Source organism: Serratia sp. HNCC26DJ206, assembly GCF_057180605.1.
Genome location: NZ_JBXUGP010000012.1, coordinates 69015 through 85341 on the forward strand (window position 1 = coordinate 69015; position 16327 = coordinate 85341).

The following is a 16327-nucleotide window of genomic DNA, read 5'->3' on the forward strand; positions in this document are numbered from 1 at the left end:
CAGATTAAAAAAACTATCTTTTCAGACAGGTGTAAAAATACTTGCTTGAGTATAATAAAACCATATATTCACTGTTTTGATTAAGATCAAAGGCGTCAGAGGCATGATTCCAATATGATTAATTAGTGATAAATGCTACAGATTTTGCTTCCTCACAAAGCATAGTATGATTCATTACCATGAAGTATTAAGTTAGCTGATGTTTTCAAGGTTCAAATCAGTGGTGAAGTGTCTAAAAATAGGAGGTGGGTATGTTTTTCTTAAAAAAAATTATTGAAAATGATAAAGCATCTTGGTTAAAAAATTTCGGTACTTCTGGTATTGCTACGGGTATTCTACTTTGTCTCCATTCGATAATGATGTATTTTTCTGATGTCGATCTATTTGGTATGCCCAATTATAATCAATCAGAGTTCTTTCATTTTGCGTTTTCATTTTCATTTGGCATTATCACTCTGCTTGTTGGCATTCGTCTTTATAGAAAGTTTGATGGCCGCATTAAATAACAGCAAATGCTGTTTGCGTGCAGCGATTGATATGACCAAGAGCGTGGTGGAATAAATCAAGGTTCTTGCCGATCTTCCCTGGCAATTTTCGCTTTTTTGGGTTGCAGGCGGCACAACCCTGGCTCTGAAAGCCGCTTCGGCTACGGGAGGCGGCATCTGTACCATACGTATCGGTTTGGGCAGTTCGCTTCTCAATCGAGTCTGAATAAGTTGGTGTACTGGTCTGACAGTCAGGTTTTGTAATATAGAGAAACCTGATATATGAATAGCTTTTCAATCCCCATAATTATTGATTTCCTCGCCCTAAGCTCCGTCTTTTTTGAGAGCAGCAACTCGTTGCCTGACCGATTCTTCCGCGTATTGTCACCTTTTAACTCGAGCTATTCACAATGTAGAAGATAATAGCGTTTTATCAAATTGGCAGGTTCATAGTAATGTATATTTTATTTATCATAGGGGAAAAATTTTACAGATGTTATTTGAAAAAGTGCTGTAAATTCCTCTATAATCTATTTGGGGTAGGTAAAGAGCGAATGAGTCAAGTTCACGCTATGTATGTTTAATATCAAATGGCTACGTGTTAACCCCGTCATACCCCAAGTTGCATGTACTTTGGCTTTTCTGTAGCCCGAATTATTCAAAGATATAATAGGAGTTTTCTTAAGGGTTGGACCCCAGCCGTTTGTCTGCAAACGATATTTCAGTATCAAAGCGCATTTAATGCTGATGATATTGAATCATGAGCGGGCAAGTCGGTAATACTTAATGTATTTTAATGGGTAATCAAATATGCATATCAACAAACCATTATTGGCACTAGTAAGTGGGTTATTCCTTGTTTCAGGAATGAGTTATGCGCAAGAAACTCACCCCGGCGTGATAAAAACCATCAAGATCACCGCGAATATCAGTGACAGTATTTTTGTTTCACGGCCAGACGGCGGGGGGTGGTACGACACGGTAAGTTTGGCAGCAACGGACGGTACGCAGAAGTCTTTCGCGGCCGACATCCCGGTTCAAGTGTGGACCACCACGCCAAGCGTCGATGTCTCTCTGGTTCACCCCCTTGATCTCACTCGCACTGATGCTGCCTACAAAATGGAGCAGGTTAACGTTAAGTTTGGTGATGGGGCAGGTGCAGGCAAAGACCTCAGCGCGTCACAGACGTTTGTGCAGAAGACAAAAGTGGGTAACGGCTACCAAAGTATCTATCACCTGCAAATCAAAGCCAATTCTCCCACCACCGCTGACCGGGCCACCACGCAAGGCCTTTACACGGGCGATCTGGTCATGCTGTTCGAGATCCCACCCAGCGCTATTTGAAGGAAAGCCCTGGTACTGAATCACCCCCGTCATAATCTACGGTGGCCACTCAGGTGGTCACCGCTATCTGATACGCACAGAGCCTCATCCCCCTAGCCTTATCTGGCTCAGCAAGACCTTATGCAACTCGCTGCTCTTGTTGACGTTGAGCTTACGCATCGCTGAGCGTTTGTGGGAACTGATGGTTTTCTGGCTGCGCTGTAGCATACCGGCGATGGTTGAGGCGGGCATGCTGGTGCTCATCAGTTTGAGTATTTGCTTTTCGCAGGCGCTCAGCGCCGCGATTTATACTGGCCGCTGGCGTGTGATACCGCCCATGGTTGATGACAGAAGCGTTCCAGTACCTCAGCGGTTTGGCCAGTGAAAGCCACTTTCACGCTTTTCTTGACGGCGATATCACAGCCTTTCAACAGAATGCTGAACTTCTCAGACTACCTGTATCAGCAACAACGTCATGTCACGGCTGGCACAGTCGGAGCCAATTAATAGAGTCGGGTTTCTGAGCGAGATTAGTCGGCAAAACGCTCGGGAACGCGGCCTATGTATCGAGAGAGATAAGTGGGTCACTACCGTTTAGTCAACTGAGAGAAGCGTTATGTCACTATTTATGAAGGTGCTGGGTGAGAGAGGGTTTTATCGATAGCTTACGTATGGTCGCCGCATATAGAGACGCTTAAAAGTCATGATAGGGAGAAAACTATGGGGAGAACAGCCATCAAATATGAACTTAAAAAACGGCATATGCTAAAGGTATTACAAGATTTGTGTTCGTTGCAGATGACTCCGGGAGAATTGCAAGCCCTGCCACCGCCGGAACTGTGGCCGAAAACGCGGGAGCTGGCAGACCAGTGTGGCGAGAACATCTATGTGACACGCACGCTGCTCTTGGCGCTGGAGAAAGAGGGCAAGGTTCACTGCACTCATCGCAGCATCAATAACTCATTGCGTTGGTACATTTACACTGAATAAAAAGTGGCAGTTTGGCTGTCGCATGCAAGATGAAAGGTATAATGAGTCATCCTGTAAAAAACTGGAGCCACCATGCAGGGCTGTAATGACATATTGGTATTGGATGATATCCATTATCAAATCGGGGATGCAGTCATTCTGGATTCCGTCTCTTTCACGCTGAAGCCGGGCGAATTCAAGCTGATTGCCGGGCCTTCGGGGTGTGGGAAAAGTACGCTGCTAAAAATTGTCTCTTCTTTAATCAGCCCGACTCGCGGCTGCATTCTGTTTGACGACCAATCGATCAATGATATTGCGCCAGAAGAGTATCGCAAACAGGTGTCTTACTGTTTCCAGACGCCATCGCTGTTCGGTGCCACGGTCTATGACAACCTCGCGCTGCCTTACCAAATTCGTAAACTGAAGCCGGATGAACAGAAAATGCAGCGGGATCTTGAGCGCTTTGCTTTGCCTGGCAGTATGTTGAAAAAAGGGATTAACGAGTTATCTGGCGGTGAGAAACAGCGTATTTCCCTGATTCGTAACCTGCAGTTTATGCCCAAGGTATTGCTGCTGGATGAAATCACCAGCGCGTTGGATGAGGACAACAAGCGTAACGTCAATACGCTGATCCACCAGTTGGTGGCTGAGCAGGGGCTGACCGTGCTGTGGGTAACGCACGATCGAGATGAAATCAGCCACGCAGACGATGTGATTACCCTGCCGTTCAACCGCGCCAATACTCAGGAGAGCACCGATGAATCAGCCTAGCATTACCAATGAGTCATTGGGGCTTTCGATGGTTTTGGTGGTTGTCGCCATTTTGATCAGCCACAGAGAAAAGCTGGCGTTAGAAAAAGAGATTATCTGGAGCATGTGCCGCGCGGTGGTGCAACTGATCATCGTCGGTTATGTGCTGAAGTATCTTTTTGATTTAAATAATGAAATCCTGACTGTGCTGATGGTGTTGTTTATCTGCTTCAATGCGGCTTACAACGCGCAAAAGCGCAGCAAATATATCGATCACGCGTTTGCCATCTCGTTGATTGCCATTACCACCGGGGCGGTGCTGACGCTGGTGGTGTTGGTGTTAACCCGCGCCATCACCTTTACGCCGATGCAGGTGATCCCCATCTCCGGCATGATCGCCGGTAACGCCATGGTGGCCGTAGGGCTGTGTTACAACAATCTGGGGCAGCGTTTTAACAGCGAGCAGCAGAAAATCCAGGAAATGCTCAGCCTGGGGGCCTCCCCCAAGTTTGCCTCTGCGGCGCTGATCCGTGACAGCATCCGTGCTTCGCTGATCCCCACGGTGGATTCGGCCAAAACCGTCGGTCTGGTGAGCCTGCCGGGGATGATGTCGGGGCTGATCTTTGCCGGTATCGATCCGGTAAAGGCGATCAAATACCAGATTATGGTGACCTTTATGCTGCTTTCCACCGCCAGCCTGTCGACCATCATTGCCTGCTATTTGGCGTATCGGAAGTTCTACAATTCGCGTAAGCAATTGTTGGTGGAGCGGTTGAAATAAAGGGAGCGCAGATGGCTGTGATATCTACAGATATGCCAGCCATCAAAACAGAGTAATGCGGTTTGCGTTCTAACTACACCTTGATGCTCGGTTTTCGGCGACTAAATTGTATATCACGCTGAACTTGCACGGTTGCATTGGTCGAACCAATGGCGAGTTCAGAGTCTCTTTGCAGTCCAGAATTGCCCATATCAATCCTGTAACAGCGCAATACTTTGGCGGATCTCGCGTTCAATATCCTGTTCCGTCCATGTATCCAACTGTGAAGAGAAGGGTTCGAAAGCATAGAGCCCGCGATAACCCAAACGCTCCAGGTTCTGCACCTGTGCTTTACTCTTCAAGCGATCCTTATCACTCAGCATAATGCGTTGCTCATCGCTCAACGCACTTTTGTTCATCGGATCTTCCACACCGGAAAGATGCACCAGACCAATTTGCTCGACCTGAATCTGCGTATCGAAGTCCGCCTGACTCACCTCGCTCAGGTAGTGATGGAAGGTATCCAGCACCATTTTATAAGGGGCTGCGGAATCGCGGATCAGCGCCTGGGTCAGTAGCGAAGAGCGCAGAGAACTGATGCCGAAACCCAAGGGTTCGACGTAACCCGCAACATCGTATTGCTTGAACAGCGGTGCCAGCAGTTGCAGTGATTCCAGCGTATCTTCGCGCTTTTGCGCCTCGCTGCGGCGATCGCCCGCGTTGCAGTTAGGGCACAGCACCACTGCCCGGCAGTGGAGGGTTTTTGCCTGCGCCAATAGGGTTTCGGTTCTGGCCAACAGCGCGGCTTTATCTGCCAACAGGTTGAATTGCCCCAGAGCGTTGATGGTGACGATCTCAATCCCGTATTCGGCCGCTAGCGCGTTGGTCTGCTCATAGCTCAGATGGTCGGTGACGCTGCCGCTCGGCATATCGTTGCGCAACTCAACCTTGTTGAGCCCGCACCTTTTTACCAGGCGGAAGAAACTTTCCAGGTTGAGCTTGGGGGCAATCTTACGGTTGATGCAAAAACGTTCTAAGGCAATGACCATCCTGTTTTACTCCTGTATGTAACGGGGATTCACGCAACTTGCTGCTGCACTCCGGGCTTCTATCCAATCTTTAAAAAGAATATTTATTTCATATTTATATAAATTTGAAATTTTATTGTTTGATCGGGTTCAAGAAATCAGCAAGACACTAGCGGGTAAAACGAACTTTAACCGTAGTGATGACTAAGATTTGCGATGCTCCGCACTAAAATTAAATTTTCTAAAATAATTTATTTGAAATATATTTTTCATTGAAATAGAGTCCTTAGCATATGGTCAGGATTTCGCCTGTCTGTCGCAGCGCGGACTTAAAGAGGGTGGGGAGATGAAAACTGTAGGTAACTTTATTGGCGGGCAGGTGTGCCTGAGCAGCAGTAGCCAAACCGCGGACGTACACAACCCGGCCACCGGTCAGGTTGAACGCCGCGTTACGCAAAGCACCGCCGCCGAGGTGAAACAGGCGATTGATGTCGCGCATCAGGCATTCAGTGATTGGTCGCGCACCACGCCGCTGCGCCGGGCGCGCATCATGTTCAATTTCAAAACTTTGCTGGAGCAACACCGCGAAGAGTTGGCGCAGATGATCGTCAGCGAACACGGCAAGGTCTACTCCGATGCGCAGGGTGAACTGACGCGCGGGATCGAGGTGGTGGAGTTTGCCTGCGGTATTCCGCATCTGATCAAAGGGGAATATTCAGCGGATGTAGGAACCGGCGTCGACAGTTTCTCACTGATGCAGCCACTGGGCGTGGTGGCCGGGATCACCCCGTTCAACTTCCCGGCGATGGTGCCGATGTGGATGTTCCCTATTGCGCTGGTTTGCGGCAACACTTTCATACTAAAACCCCCAGCTCTGGTGCCTTCCGCCTCGGTGCGCCTGGCGCAACTGCTGCAAGAGGCCGGGCTGCCGGACGGGGTATTCAACGTGGTGCACTGCCCCAACGAAGAAGCTTCACAGCTGTGTACCGATCCGCGCATTCAGGCGGTAAGTTTTGTCGGATCGTCCACCGTTGCCGAGCATGTTTACACCACCGCCAGCGCCCACGGTAAACGCGTGCAGGCGTTTGGCGCGGCGAAGAATCAGGCCATCGTGATGCCGGATGCCGATCTGGATGCTACGGTGAATGCCCTGATGGGCGGCGCATTCGGCTCTGCCGGTGAACGTTGTATGGCCCTACCGGTGGCCGTGGTGGTCGGCGATAGCACCGCCGATAAGCTGGTCGCCAGGCTCAAACCGTTGATTGCCCAGTTGCGTGTTGGCCCAGGCATACAGCAGGGCGGAGAGGAAAACGAAATGGGGCCGCTGGTTTCATCGGCTCACCAGAAAAAAGTGCTGGGGTATATCGATCTCGGTGTGCAAGAGGGGGCCACGCTGGTGGCCGATGGCCGCAATTATCAGGTGCCAGGCTATCCGCAGGGGTATTACGTGGGTGGCACGTTGTTCGACCACGTCACGCCGAACATGCGCATCTACCGTGAAGAGATCTTCGGGCCAGTGCTGGGCATCGTGCGCGTACCGGATTATCAGACCGCCATCGACACGGTAAACAGCCATGAATTCGGTAACGGCAGCGCGATTTTTACCAGCAACGGCCACTATGCCCGCCAATTTGTGCAAGAAGTGCAGGCCGGAATGGTGGGGGTCAATGTGCCGGTACCAGTGCCGATGGCGTTTCATAGCTTTGGCGGCTGGAAGCGCTCGGTATTCGGTGCGCTTAACGTACATGGCACCGACGGCGTGCGATTCTATACCCGCATGAAAACCACCACCGCCCGTTGGCCAACCGGCCAGCAGACGCTGTCTGAATACAGTATGCCCACGCTGGGGTAATTGAGAGGATAATCCATGTCTTTATTACTGGCCAAATGCCAGCCGCCGGATGCACAGGGGCGCATCCAAGCGGTGACGCCAGAGAACGCGGGCTGGCGTTATGTCGGGTTTGAGGTTTATCGCTTGCAGGCCGGGCAATCGCTGCAACTGGCCAGTGCGGATAAAGAGCTGTGCCTGGTGCTGGTGGCGGGCATTGCCTCGGTGGCGACCCAGCACGCAGAGTATCCGCATATTGGCAAACGCATGAACCCGTTTGAACGCACCCCGCCTTATGCGGTGTATGTTCCGCATCAGGATCGCGTAGAAATCCGTGCTGAAAGCGACTTGGAACTGGCGGTATGCAGCGCACCGGGCAACGGGCATTTACCTTCACGCCTGATCACACCGGCGGACGTCGGCGTTGAGCGGCGGGGCAAAGGCCGTAATCAGCGGTTGGTGCATAATATCCTGCCCGATAGCGCACCTGCCGACAGCCTGCTGGTGGTCGAAGTCTATACCGATGAGGGTAATACCAGTTCCTACCCGAGCCATAAACACGATCGGGAAGACTCACCGGATGAAACCTATCTGGAAGAAACCTATTACCACCGCCTTAACCCCGAGCAGGGCTTTTGCCTGCAACGGGTGTATACCGACGACCGTTCGCTGGATGAATGCATGCCAGTCTATAACCGTGATGTAGTGAAAGTACCACGCGGTTATCACCCGGTGGCCACGTTAGCGGGTTATGACAGTTACTATCTCAACGTGATGGCCGGGCCAGTGCGCTTGTGGAAGTTCACTTGGGAAAAGGATCACGCCTGGATTAATAGCGAGAGTTATTCGTTGTAGGAATAGAGTAAAGGCGCTGCTGCATGGCAGCGCCAAACCCCCTACAACTCCTTAGCGTTATTCAGCGCCAGCGATACCGCCAGCGTTTGTGCCAGGCACATCGAGGCCACCTGCGAGCGGAACCCATCGACCTGTGCTTCGCGCACCACAAAGCAGACATCGCTGAAGGCGGCCAGCGGGCTGACCTGGCTGTCGGTAATGGCGATTTGCAGCGCACCCTGTTTGGCCCCCAACTCCACCAGTTCGATCGCCTCTTTGGCGTACGGCGAGTAGCTGATGGCGATCACCACGTCTTTGGGTTTCACCATGCTGAGCTGTTCGGTAAACATCCCGCCTAATCCGTCGATCAGGAATGCGCGTCTTTCCAGGTGGCGCAGCGCGTAGGTGAGGTAAGACGCCACGCTGAACGAGCGGCGCAGGCCAATCACATAGATATTTTCCGCGTTGTTCAACAACTCTACCGCCCGATCCAACTGTTCGGCGCTGGTTTGCATCGCAAGCTGTTGCAGCGCCTGCGAATTAACCATGGTGAAGACGTTGAGGATTTCAGCGGGTTTTTCTGGCGCGACGCTGTCATCGGAAGAGGTTTGGCGGAACAGCCGTGCGCGTTCGGTATAGTTAACCGTTTCTTCCATCAGGTGCTGGCGAAAAACCTGTTTCATTTCGTTAAAGCCGTTAAAACCAAAGGCGCTGGCGAAACGAATCAGGGTAGACGGCGGGACACTGGCCTGTGCGGCGATGGAAGCAACGGTATCGAAAGCAATGCTATTACTGTTATCCAGAATATAGCGCGCCACCTGTTTTAAACGCTTGCTGAGCGTTTCATAACGGCGACGGATCTCATCTTGTAACAGCGAAAGTTGAGTTGGGTTATTCATCCATTCGGCTCGCAGTAGGGGGAGGAAGCGTATCGATGTATACGCCTGAATTATCGGCAGGCCATTCTAACAGATGGAGCGGAAATTTCATTTCATCAAAAAGCGATTTATTCCATCGCAAGCTGCGTTGCCTCACAGAAAATCGGCAAAAAATCCCCTTAAAGCGGCGAAAAGCACCTTAAGGGGAAATGAGGTAATGCCGGTCTGTTATGCCAAAAAGTGCCTGATTTTTCGGCACAATGCTGAAAGTTTCGCCCCCTCTCCCTGTGGCAGAGGGCCGGGTGAGCAGCTTTAGTTCGGTGAAACTCCCCTCATCCTAGCCCTCAATTGTTGTCAGGTTTAGCGAAGAGCCGTTTTTTCCTCAGGCTGTGGGCGATACTGCCGCCATAGGTCGATCAACCTCAGGTATTTCTGTTTCACCTGTTCGATTAAGGCGGCATCGTCGATCTCCCCCTGTAGCCAGAGACGGGAAGGGGGGCCAAAGATGGTGCGGCCAACCGCAAACCCTTTCACCCAGCGGGCGTCTGCGGCGGCGGCAAAGCCCGCTTGCAGCGTGGCTTCCGGCGCATCCAGCCCCAGAATAAGCACCCCACGGCAGAACGGATCCTGAGCCTCAATCAGTGCGCCCACCTCTTGCCAGTTGGCGGCGCTCAGCGGGGGCAGTTTCCACCAGTCGGGTTTGATCCCCAAGCGGTAGAAATGTTCCAGCATGGTCAGATAGTGGCGCTGGTCTTTGTCTGCGCTGTTTTCCGGCAAAATCACCTCAAGCAACAGTTCGTGGCCGGATTTGCAGCAGCCGCGATACACCTCGGTAATCCATTCATCCTGTTCACGGCGCAGCTCCGCCGCATCTTGCGGATGATAGAACACCAGGCATTTCACCACATGTTCCTGCGGCCAATCGAGTAACTGTGAGCCGATATTACCGTGCTCCAGCCGCAATGGGCGCGAGCCTGGCTGCTCAACCGGGCGGCCAATCCACCAGCCTTGGCCGGTGATGTCATTCAGCACCGTCTGGCCGTAGGTGGTATCTGCCAGAATGCCGCTGTTGCCCTTAAGGCCGCCTTCTGCCGCCGCTGCCTGAGCCGCGGCCAACAGCAGGGTTTTCAAACGGGGAATGCGATCTTGGTCAACGCCCGCTTGATGTGCCATATCCGCCAGTTGCTTACGGTGATCGAAGGCAAACACACACAGCTCGGGCCATTGCTGTTTACGCGTGGTCACCCGGTGCAGATGGTTCAGGCGTGCATCGCGATCCGGGCGTGGCACCTGCTGTTCACGCTGCAAATAGTCATCCAGTTCCCGCTTGGTGGGCATCGCCGGTGCGCAGCCATGGCGCGACACCACCAGCGCTCCGCAGGCATTGGCGTAGCGGCAGGCCTGATCCCAACCTTCGTCATTCAGGTAGCCGCGCAACAGGCCGGACATAAAAGCATCCCCTGCGCCCAGCACGTTGAGCACCTCAACCCGCACGCCGGAGTGCAGTTTCACCTGCTGCCAATCCTCGACGATCGCTCCTTCAAAGACCGAACAACCCTGTGCGCCACGTTTGCACACCAGCGTTGCCTGGGTGGTTTTACGCACGTTTTGCAGGGCAGTCAGCGTATCGGTGCTGCCACCGGCAATATGGAACTCTTCTTCGGTACCGACGATCAGATCGAAATGATGCAGCACCTCTTGCAGTTCGCGGGTGACTTTTTCTGATTCGACAAAGCGGGTTTCACCGTCCCCCAGCGAGGTCAGCCCCCACAGCACCGGGCGGTAATCGATGTCCAGCGCGGTGCGCAACCCATAGCGGCGCGCATATTCCAGTGCTTTCAGCACCGCCGCACGGGTATTGGGGTGCGAAAGGTGGGTGCCGGTGATCGCCAGCGCTCTGGATGAGGCGATGTAGTTTTCATCGATATCTTCGGGCGTTAGGGCCATATCGGCGCAGTTTTCGCGGTAAAAAATCAGCGGGAAGGTTTCCTGATCCTTGATGCCGAGGATCACCAACCCGGTCAGGCGCTGTGGGTCGGTGATCAGGTATTGCGTATCGGCCCCGACGCGCTGTAGCTCTTCACGCAGGAAACGGCCCATGTGCTCATCCCCCACGCGGGCCAGCATGCCGGACCTGAGCCCCTGGATCGCCGTACCGTATGCCACGTTGCCGGACGAGCCGCCAAGGTATTTGGCAAAGGTGCTGGCATCTTCCAGGCGAGCGCCAATTTGTTGCGCATAGAAATCGACAGCGATGCGCCCCAGGCAGATGACATCAAGCTGCTTGTGTTGTGTAGCCATACCCGTTTCCTTCTGTATTAAGCGAAACCCGACTGCGATCCGGTCAAAGCGATGAGTAAATTATGAGGAATAAAAATTTCAATTTCAATGTTGAATGAAATTTAAACCCCGAAAATATGAGATGGCTGATAATGGCGTAAAACCGGGCGGAGCGGCAGCTAGACCGCGCTATTGCTGGCCTACGGCGAGCGCTGAACAAGCTCAAGCCTGACGGGGGTTGCTTGACAATTTGGTGGTAATAGATTGGCGTTTTTTGCATCCTCACGATAAAGAAAATTAATAACCTTATGAATTACAACTATAAATAGGCTTTCTGATTCATTGGTTCTGCGATCCTTATCGCAAAATGAAATATTTTTTCTGTTATTAAATTTTATGGAAAATATATTTGTTTATAATCGGTGGCGTTTCAGATTGTTCGATATCACACGGTTTCTCAGGCCCGAGCATGGCATCCCGTTGCAGGGCACCTACGGATAACGAATCGAAAGGGTGAGTAAATGGGGAAGATCAGGTTAACCATGGCGCAGGCGCTGGTCAGATTTCTCGATAACCAGTACCTGTTGGCAGACGGCGTAGAAACCAAGTTCGTCAAAGGCATTTTTGCGATCTTTGGCCACGGTAACGTGCTCGGTCTGGGGCAGGCATTGGAGCAGGATTGTGGCGATCTGCGGGTGCATCAGGGGCGCAACGAGCAGGGCATGGCGCATGCTGCTACCGGCTTTGCCAAACAGAAACTGCGGCGTCAGATCTATGCCTGCACCTCGTCCGTCGGCCCCGGAGCGGCCAATATGATCACCGCTGCGGCCACCGCCACGGCCAATCGTATTCCGCTACTGCTGCTGCCGGGCGATGTGTTTGCCTCGCGTCAGCCGGACCCGGTATTGCAGCAGATTGAACAGTCTTACGATCTCAGCATCAGCACTAACGACGCTTTCCGCGCCGTCAGCAAATATTGGGATCGCATCGTGCGCCCAGAGCAACTGATGAGCGCCTGCATCAATGCCATGCGGGTGCTCACCGATCCGGCCGAAACCGGTGCCGTTACGCTGTGTTTACCGCAGGACGTGCAGGGTGAAGCCTACGACTACCCGGATTACTTCTTCCAGAAACGGGTGCATCGTCTCGATCGTCGCCCGGCAACCGCAGGTATGCTGGCTGATGCGCTGGCATTGCTGAAAGGCAAGCACAAACCGCTGTTAATCTGCGGCGGTGGCGCAAAGTACTCCCAAGCCGGGCAGGCGCTGAAGCAGTTTGCTGAGCAGTTTCATATTCCGTTTGCAGAAACCCAGGCCGGGAAGGGCACCATACCTTCAGACCACCCTTATAACCTGGGGGGGATCGGCGAAACCGGCTGCCTGGCAGCCAACATGCTGGCAAAACAGGCTGATGTGGTGATTGGCGTCGGCACCCGTTATAGCGATTTCACCACCTCATCCAAGTGGCTGTTCCAGCACCCGCAGGTGGCCTTCCTCAATATCAACGTCAGCGCGTTTGATGCTGGCAAACTGGATGCGGTGCAGGTGCTGGCAGACGCCCGCGAGGCGCTGGATGCCCTGAGCAAGCCACTGGCACAGGCGGATTATCGTTCCGGCTGGGGCGATGCCATCCGTAGTGCACTCAGCGAGCAGCAGCAGGAAACCCGGCGCGTCTATCAGGCAGCCTATACCGGTGCCGATTTTGTGCCAGAAATCGACGACGCCCTCGATCATGAACGCGTCTTCGCCGAATTTATCGAAAAAACCGACTCCGTACTGACCCAAAGCCGGGTGCTTGGCGTGTTGAATCAGCACCTGCCGCCGGACGGCATCATCGTGGCCGCTGCCGGTAGCCTGCCGGGCGACCTACAGCGCGTCTGGCAGAACCGCAGTGAGCACGGTTATCACGTGGAATACGGTTACTCCTGTATGGGTTACGAAGTTAACGCCGCGCTGGGCGTCAAGCTCGCCGAACCACAGCGTGAAGTGTATGCCATGGTGGGTGACGGCGCGTTCATGATGCTGCATTCCGAACTGGTCACCTCGATCCAGGAAGGCTGCAAAATCAACGTGCTGCTGTTCGATAACATGACCAACGGCTGCATCAACAATCTACAAATGGGCAACGGCATGGGCAGCTACACCACCGAATTCCGCTTCCGTAACCCGCAGGGCGGCAAGTTGGATGGCGAATTGGTGCCGGTCAACTTCGCCATGCTGGCGGCGGCCTACGGCTGCAAAACCTATAGCGTTACCAACGAGCAGCAACTGATCGACGCGCTGGCGGATGCGCGTAAGCAACAGGTTTCTACCCTGCTGGATATTAAAGTGCTGCCCAAAACCATGGTGCACAACTATCTCAGCTGGTGGCGCGTGGGCGGTGCCCAGGTGGCCGAAAGTGAAAAAATCGCCGCAGCGGTTCGCCAGCAGCAAGAGAACATTGATAAAGCCCGCGACTACTGAATTGCCAGACATTACATCTGCCGTACATATGCGAGGAGAGCGAGAATGACATTGAATATTGGGGTGATTGGTACCGGAGCCATCGGCAGAGATCATATTCGCCGTTGCAGCAAAGTGCTGCAAGGCAGCCGGATTGTAGCGGTGAATGATATTAACCGTGACAGCGCGGCCAAAGTGGTCAGTGAGTTGAAACTGGATGCGCAGGTGTACGACAACGGCCACGATCTGATCCGCGCCGCCGATGTACAGGCGGTGTTGGTCACTTCATGGGGCCCAAGCCATGAAGAGTTTGTGCTGGCGGCGATTGCGGCGGGTAAACCGGTGTTCTGCGAGAAGCCGCTGGCGGTCACCGCACAGGGCTGTAAAAACATCGTCGAAGCCGAAGCCAAACAGGGCAAGCGGCTGGTGCAGGTCGGTTTTATGCGCCCTTACGATCAAGGCTACCGTGCGCTAAAGCAGGTGCTGACCAGCGGCCAGATTGGTGAACCCTTAATGTTGCATTGTGCGCATCGTAACCCGACGGTCGGCGAGGCCTACACCACGGATATGGCGATTACCGATACCCTGATCCACGAGATCGACGTGCTGCGCTGGCTGCTGGACGATGATTACGTCTCTGTGCAGGTGGTGTTCCCACGCAAGTCCTCCAAAGCCTATTCACACCTTAAGGATCCGCAGATTGTGCTGCTTGAAACGGCCAAAGGCACCCGCATCGATGTGGAAATCTTTGTGAACTGCCAGTACGGCTACGATATTCAGTGCGAAGTCGTCGGTGAAACCGGTATTGCCAAATTACCGGAACCCTCTGCGGTGCAAATGCGCAGCGGGGCTAAGCTTTCCACCGAAATTCTGACCGACTGGAAAGAGCGCTTTATCGACGCCTATGACGTTGAGCTGCAAGCTTTTATCAACGACGTGCAAACCGGCAAACTGACCGGCCCTTCCGCCTGGGATGGCTATGCCGCAGCGGTTGCTGCCGATGCCTGTATTGCCGCACAGATCAGCGGCGAAATTGTGCCGATCCGGCTGCCTGCCCGCCCTGATTTTTACGGTAAATAAATAGGGCCATAAGTGGTGGGCATTAACCGATTACCGAGGCTGAAAATGAATCAAGAACATGTGAAGTTAGCCATCGCCCCGATTGGCTGGACCAATGACGATCTGCCCGAGTTAGGGCAAGAAAACACCTTCCAGCAGTGCATCAGCGAAATGGCGCTGGCGGGGTTCATCGGTTGTGAAGTGGGCAGCAAATACCCGCGCGACCCAAAAGTGCTGAAACCGATGCTGGATATTCGTGGTATCCAAGTCTGCAATGCCTGGTTCAGCACCTTCTTTGCCGATGGTTTGAAGGAGAAAACCATTGATGAATTTGTGAATCATATGAACTTCCTGCATGCCATGGGTGCGAAAGTGATTGGTTGTTCCGAACAAAGCCGTAGCATTCAGGGCACCAGCAAAGGGGTGTTTGAAGAGAAACCCTATTTCAGCGACGCTGAGTGGCAACGCATCGCTGCTGGCTATAACGAACTGGCGAAAATTGCTGCCAGTAAAGGCATGCAGGTGTGCCTGCATCACCATATGGGCACCGGCATTCAGACGGCGGAAGAGATCGACCGTTATATGAGTATGGTGAATGACGATGTTTACCTGCTGTTTGATACCGGGCACGCCTACTATTCCGAAGGCAGCCAAAGCGCGATGTTGGCGATCCTGGAAAAATACCTGCCGCGTATCAACCATGTGCATTTGAAAGACGTACGTGATGAGGTGGTTGCAGCAGTGAAAGCCAACAGGCTGAGCTTCCTCGATGGCGTGAAGAAAGGCACCTTTACCGTGCCGGGCGACGGCGTGATCGATTTCCGCCCGGTGTTTAAACTGTTGGACGAAGGTGGTTATCGAGGTTGGATGGTGGTCGAAGCCGAGCAGGATCCGGCGATCGCCAACCCGTTTGAATACGCGGTGAAAGCGCGGCGCTATCTGCGCGAAACTGCGGGGCTTTGAGCAGGGCGGGGCGCATCATCGCGCCCCGTGGTGATCTCAAACTGAACGTAACCGTGCCATATGGTAGGCATCAACCAGTTCGCCGTCGCGGAAGGCAAAGCGGCGGCTGGTGCCTTCAATCTCGAAACCGAATTTGCGATACAGCGCGATTGCGCTCTGATTGTCGGTGAATACCGTCAGCTCAATGCGTTCGATGGCACCCCAGTTGTCGCAAATATCGATCATCGCCTTCATCAGCGCGCTGCCAATGCCTTTGCCGTGGTAATTAGCATCGACGCAGAGACCAAAAGTGGCCACATGGCGGCGGCGGATGCGTTGGATGAGTTCCACCGTCAGTTGGCCGACCACCTGCTCATTAATACAGGCCACCAGGCTGTAAGTCCCGGGTTTCACCTCGGCAATGCGTTGTTGCCAGTGGGCTTTTGACGGTAGCGGCAGTTGTAGCGTGTCACGGTAAACGGCGGGGTGCGAGAACAGTTGATGCAATGCTTCGGCATCTTTATCTTCTACGTGACGAACCACAATCTCGCTCATTATTGCTTCTCCTGTGAGTTTACCTTATTGAATAACCTCTAAAATTATCTGTTTACCCTAGGGAGTCAATATTCTTGTCAACTGTTCAAAAAAACGCTTTACAAGTGCGAATGATAATGATTATTATTAGCGTGCATTCAGGGGAAAGCATCAACCTTTGATACTGTCGCTTGAAGGCACGACATTGCTCACATT

At 52.9% G+C, this 16327-nt stretch carries 15 protein-coding genes; 10 read left to right on the forward strand and 5 right to left on the reverse strand.

Translation table 11 applies throughout. The features are described from left to right. The first annotated feature begins 251 nt into the window (after positions 1-251). Together AC2A1E_RS10050 and AC2A1E_RS10055 are read left to right on the forward strand one after the other, a co-directional pair. The gene (locus AC2A1E_RS10050; RefSeq protein ID WP_484383616.1) at positions 252-506 is read left to right on the forward strand and encodes a hypothetical protein; all 255 of its coding nucleotides are present in this window, start codon (positions 252-254) and stop codon (positions 504-506) included. 846 nt (positions 507-1352) lie between these two features. Further along, complete coding sequence (locus AC2A1E_RS10055; protein ID WP_484383617.1) at positions 1353-1829, forward strand: CS1 type fimbrial major subunit; 477 nt, start codon at positions 1353-1355, stop codon at positions 1827-1829. Between the two features lie 84 nt (positions 1830-1913). Here AC2A1E_RS10055 and AC2A1E_RS10060 read toward each other — a convergent pair whose 3' ends face one another. Then, positions 1914-2072 carry a LuxR C-terminal-related transcriptional regulator gene (locus tag AC2A1E_RS10060; protein ID WP_484383618.1) on the reverse strand — a complete coding sequence of 53 codons (159 nt, stop codon included), beginning with the start codon at positions 2070-2072 and terminating at the stop codon, positions 1914-1916. 498 nt (positions 2073-2570) lie between these two features. On the opposite strand from AC2A1E_RS10060, the gene AC2A1E_RS10065 reads away from it, so the two are divergent. The 3 genes from AC2A1E_RS10065 to fetB all read left to right on the forward strand — a co-directional run bounded on the left by AC2A1E_RS10065 (position 2571) and on the right by fetB (position 4308). Beyond that, positions 2571-2798 carry a FaeA/PapI family transcriptional regulator gene (locus AC2A1E_RS10065; protein WP_484383619.1) on the forward strand — a complete coding sequence of 76 codons (228 nt, stop codon included), beginning with the start codon at positions 2571-2573 and terminating at the stop codon, positions 2796-2798. Positions 2799-2870: 72 nt separating this feature from the next. Continuing rightward, complete coding sequence (fetA, locus tag AC2A1E_RS10070; RefSeq protein ID WP_484383620.1) at positions 2871-3548, forward strand: iron efflux ABC transporter ATP-binding subunit FetA; 678 nt, start codon at positions 2871-2873, stop codon at positions 3546-3548. Continuing rightward, positions 3535-4308: an iron efflux ABC transporter permease subunit FetB gene (fetB, locus tag AC2A1E_RS10075; protein WP_484383621.1), complete on the forward strand. Its 774-nt coding sequence runs from the start codon at positions 3535-3537 to the stop codon at positions 4306-4308. Before fetA ends, fetB begins: the two co-directional genes overlap by 14 nt. A gap of 191 nt (positions 4309-4499) precedes the next feature. On the opposite strand, the gene AC2A1E_RS10080 is transcribed toward fetB, so the two are convergent. After that, a complete protein-coding gene (locus AC2A1E_RS10080) occupies positions 4500-5336 on the reverse strand; it encodes a TIM barrel protein (RefSeq protein WP_484383622.1) in 837 nt (278 codons plus the stop codon). 325 nt (positions 5337-5661) lie between these two features. Between AC2A1E_RS10080 and AC2A1E_RS10085 the strand changes: the two genes are divergently transcribed. Together AC2A1E_RS10085 and iolB are read left to right on the forward strand one after the other, a co-directional pair. Then, positions 5662-7167, forward strand: a complete 1506-nt coding sequence (locus tag AC2A1E_RS10085) for a CoA-acylating methylmalonate-semialdehyde dehydrogenase (protein WP_484383623.1) — start codon at positions 5662-5664, stop codon at positions 7165-7167. A 15-nt stretch (positions 7168-7182) separates the two neighbouring features. Beyond that, a complete protein-coding gene (gene iolB, locus AC2A1E_RS10090; protein ID WP_484383624.1) occupies positions 7183-7998 on the forward strand; it encodes a 5-deoxy-glucuronate isomerase in 816 nt (271 codons plus the stop codon). A gap of 41 nt (positions 7999-8039) precedes the next feature. Here the strand turns inward: iolB and AC2A1E_RS10095 are convergent, their stop codons facing one another. Together AC2A1E_RS10095 and AC2A1E_RS10100 are read right to left on the reverse strand one after the other, a co-directional pair. Continuing rightward, positions 8040-8876 (reverse strand): MurR/RpiR family transcriptional regulator, encoded by an 837-nt coding sequence (locus AC2A1E_RS10095; RefSeq protein ID WP_484383625.1) that lies wholly within the window; start codon positions 8874-8876, stop codon positions 8040-8042. Positions 8877-9215: 339 nt separating this feature from the next. Next, a complete protein-coding gene (locus tag AC2A1E_RS10100; protein ID WP_484383626.1) occupies positions 9216-11156 on the reverse strand; it encodes a bifunctional 5-dehydro-2-deoxygluconokinase/5-dehydro-2-deoxyphosphogluconate aldolase in 1941 nt (646 codons plus the stop codon). 500 nt (positions 11157-11656) lie between these two features. On the opposite strand from AC2A1E_RS10100, the gene iolD reads away from it, so the two are divergent. From iolD to iolE, 3 genes are read left to right on the forward strand one after another with little or no spacing between them, the layout of a single operon-like run. Then, complete coding sequence (iolD, locus tag AC2A1E_RS10105) at positions 11657-13597, forward strand: 3D-(3,5/4)-trihydroxycyclohexane-1,2-dione acylhydrolase (decyclizing) (RefSeq protein WP_484383627.1); 1941 nt, start codon at positions 11657-11659, stop codon at positions 13595-13597. 45 nt (positions 13598-13642) lie between these two features. Continuing rightward, a complete protein-coding gene (gene iolG / locus AC2A1E_RS10110; RefSeq protein ID WP_484383628.1) occupies positions 13643-14656 on the forward strand; it encodes a bifunctional inositol 2-dehydrogenase/D-chiro-inositol 1-dehydrogenase in 1014 nt (337 codons plus the stop codon). 45 nt (positions 14657-14701) lie between these two features. Further along, on the forward strand, positions 14702-15598 hold the full coding sequence (gene iolE, locus AC2A1E_RS10115; RefSeq protein ID WP_484383629.1) for a myo-inosose-2 dehydratase: 897 nt from the start codon (positions 14702-14704) through the stop codon (positions 15596-15598). Between the two features lie 36 nt (positions 15599-15634). On the opposite strand, the gene AC2A1E_RS10120 is transcribed toward iolE, so the two are convergent. Further along, entirely contained in the window at positions 15635-16132 is a 498-nt protein-coding gene (locus AC2A1E_RS10120) for a GNAT family N-acetyltransferase (RefSeq protein WP_484383630.1), read from the reverse strand. Positions 16133-16327 lie beyond the last annotated feature (195 nt).

Excerpts from the sequence above, each read along its gene's own strand:
- AC2A1E_RS10050 (WP_484383616.1), top strand. The coding sequence starts at position 252 with ATGTTTTTCTTAAAAAAAATTATTGAAAATGATAAAGCATCTTGGTTA.
- AC2A1E_RS10055 (WP_484383617.1), top strand. The coding sequence starts at position 1,353 with ATGAGTTATGCGCAAGAAACTCACCCCGGCGTGATAAAAACCATCAAG.
- AC2A1E_RS10060 (WP_484383618.1), bottom strand. The coding sequence starts at position 2,072 with ATGAGCACCAGCATGCCCGCCTCAACCATCGCCGGTATGCTACAGCGC.
- AC2A1E_RS10065 (WP_484383619.1), top strand. The coding sequence starts at position 2,571 with ATGCTAAAGGTATTACAAGATTTGTGTTCGTTGCAGATGACTCCGGGA.
- fetA (WP_484383620.1), top strand. The coding sequence starts at position 2,871 with ATGCAGGGCTGTAATGACATATTGGTATTGGATGATATCCATTATCAA.
- fetB (WP_484383621.1), top strand. The coding sequence starts at position 3,535 with ATGAATCAGCCTAGCATTACCAATGAGTCATTGGGGCTTTCGATGGTT.
- AC2A1E_RS10080 (WP_484383622.1), bottom strand. The coding sequence starts at position 5,336 with ATGGTCATTGCCTTAGAACGTTTTTGCATCAACCGTAAGATTGCCCCC.
- AC2A1E_RS10085 (WP_484383623.1), top strand. The coding sequence starts at position 5,662 with ATGAAAACTGTAGGTAACTTTATTGGCGGGCAGGTGTGCCTGAGCAGC.
- iolB (WP_484383624.1), top strand. The coding sequence starts at position 7,183 with ATGTCTTTATTACTGGCCAAATGCCAGCCGCCGGATGCACAGGGGCGC.
- AC2A1E_RS10095 (WP_484383625.1), bottom strand. The coding sequence starts at position 8,876 with ATGAATAACCCAACTCAACTTTCGCTGTTACAAGATGAGATCCGTCGC.
- AC2A1E_RS10100 (WP_484383626.1), bottom strand. The coding sequence starts at position 11,156 with ATGGCTACACAACACAAGCAGCTTGATGTCATCTGCCTGGGGCGCATC.
- iolD (WP_484383627.1), top strand. The coding sequence starts at position 11,657 with ATGGGGAAGATCAGGTTAACCATGGCGCAGGCGCTGGTCAGATTTCTC.
- iolG (WP_484383628.1), top strand. The coding sequence starts at position 13,643 with ATGACATTGAATATTGGGGTGATTGGTACCGGAGCCATCGGCAGAGAT.
- iolE (WP_484383629.1), top strand. The coding sequence starts at position 14,702 with ATGAATCAAGAACATGTGAAGTTAGCCATCGCCCCGATTGGCTGGACC.
- AC2A1E_RS10120 (WP_484383630.1), bottom strand. The coding sequence starts at position 16,132 with ATGAGCGAGATTGTGGTTCGTCACGTAGAAGATAAAGATGCCGAAGCA.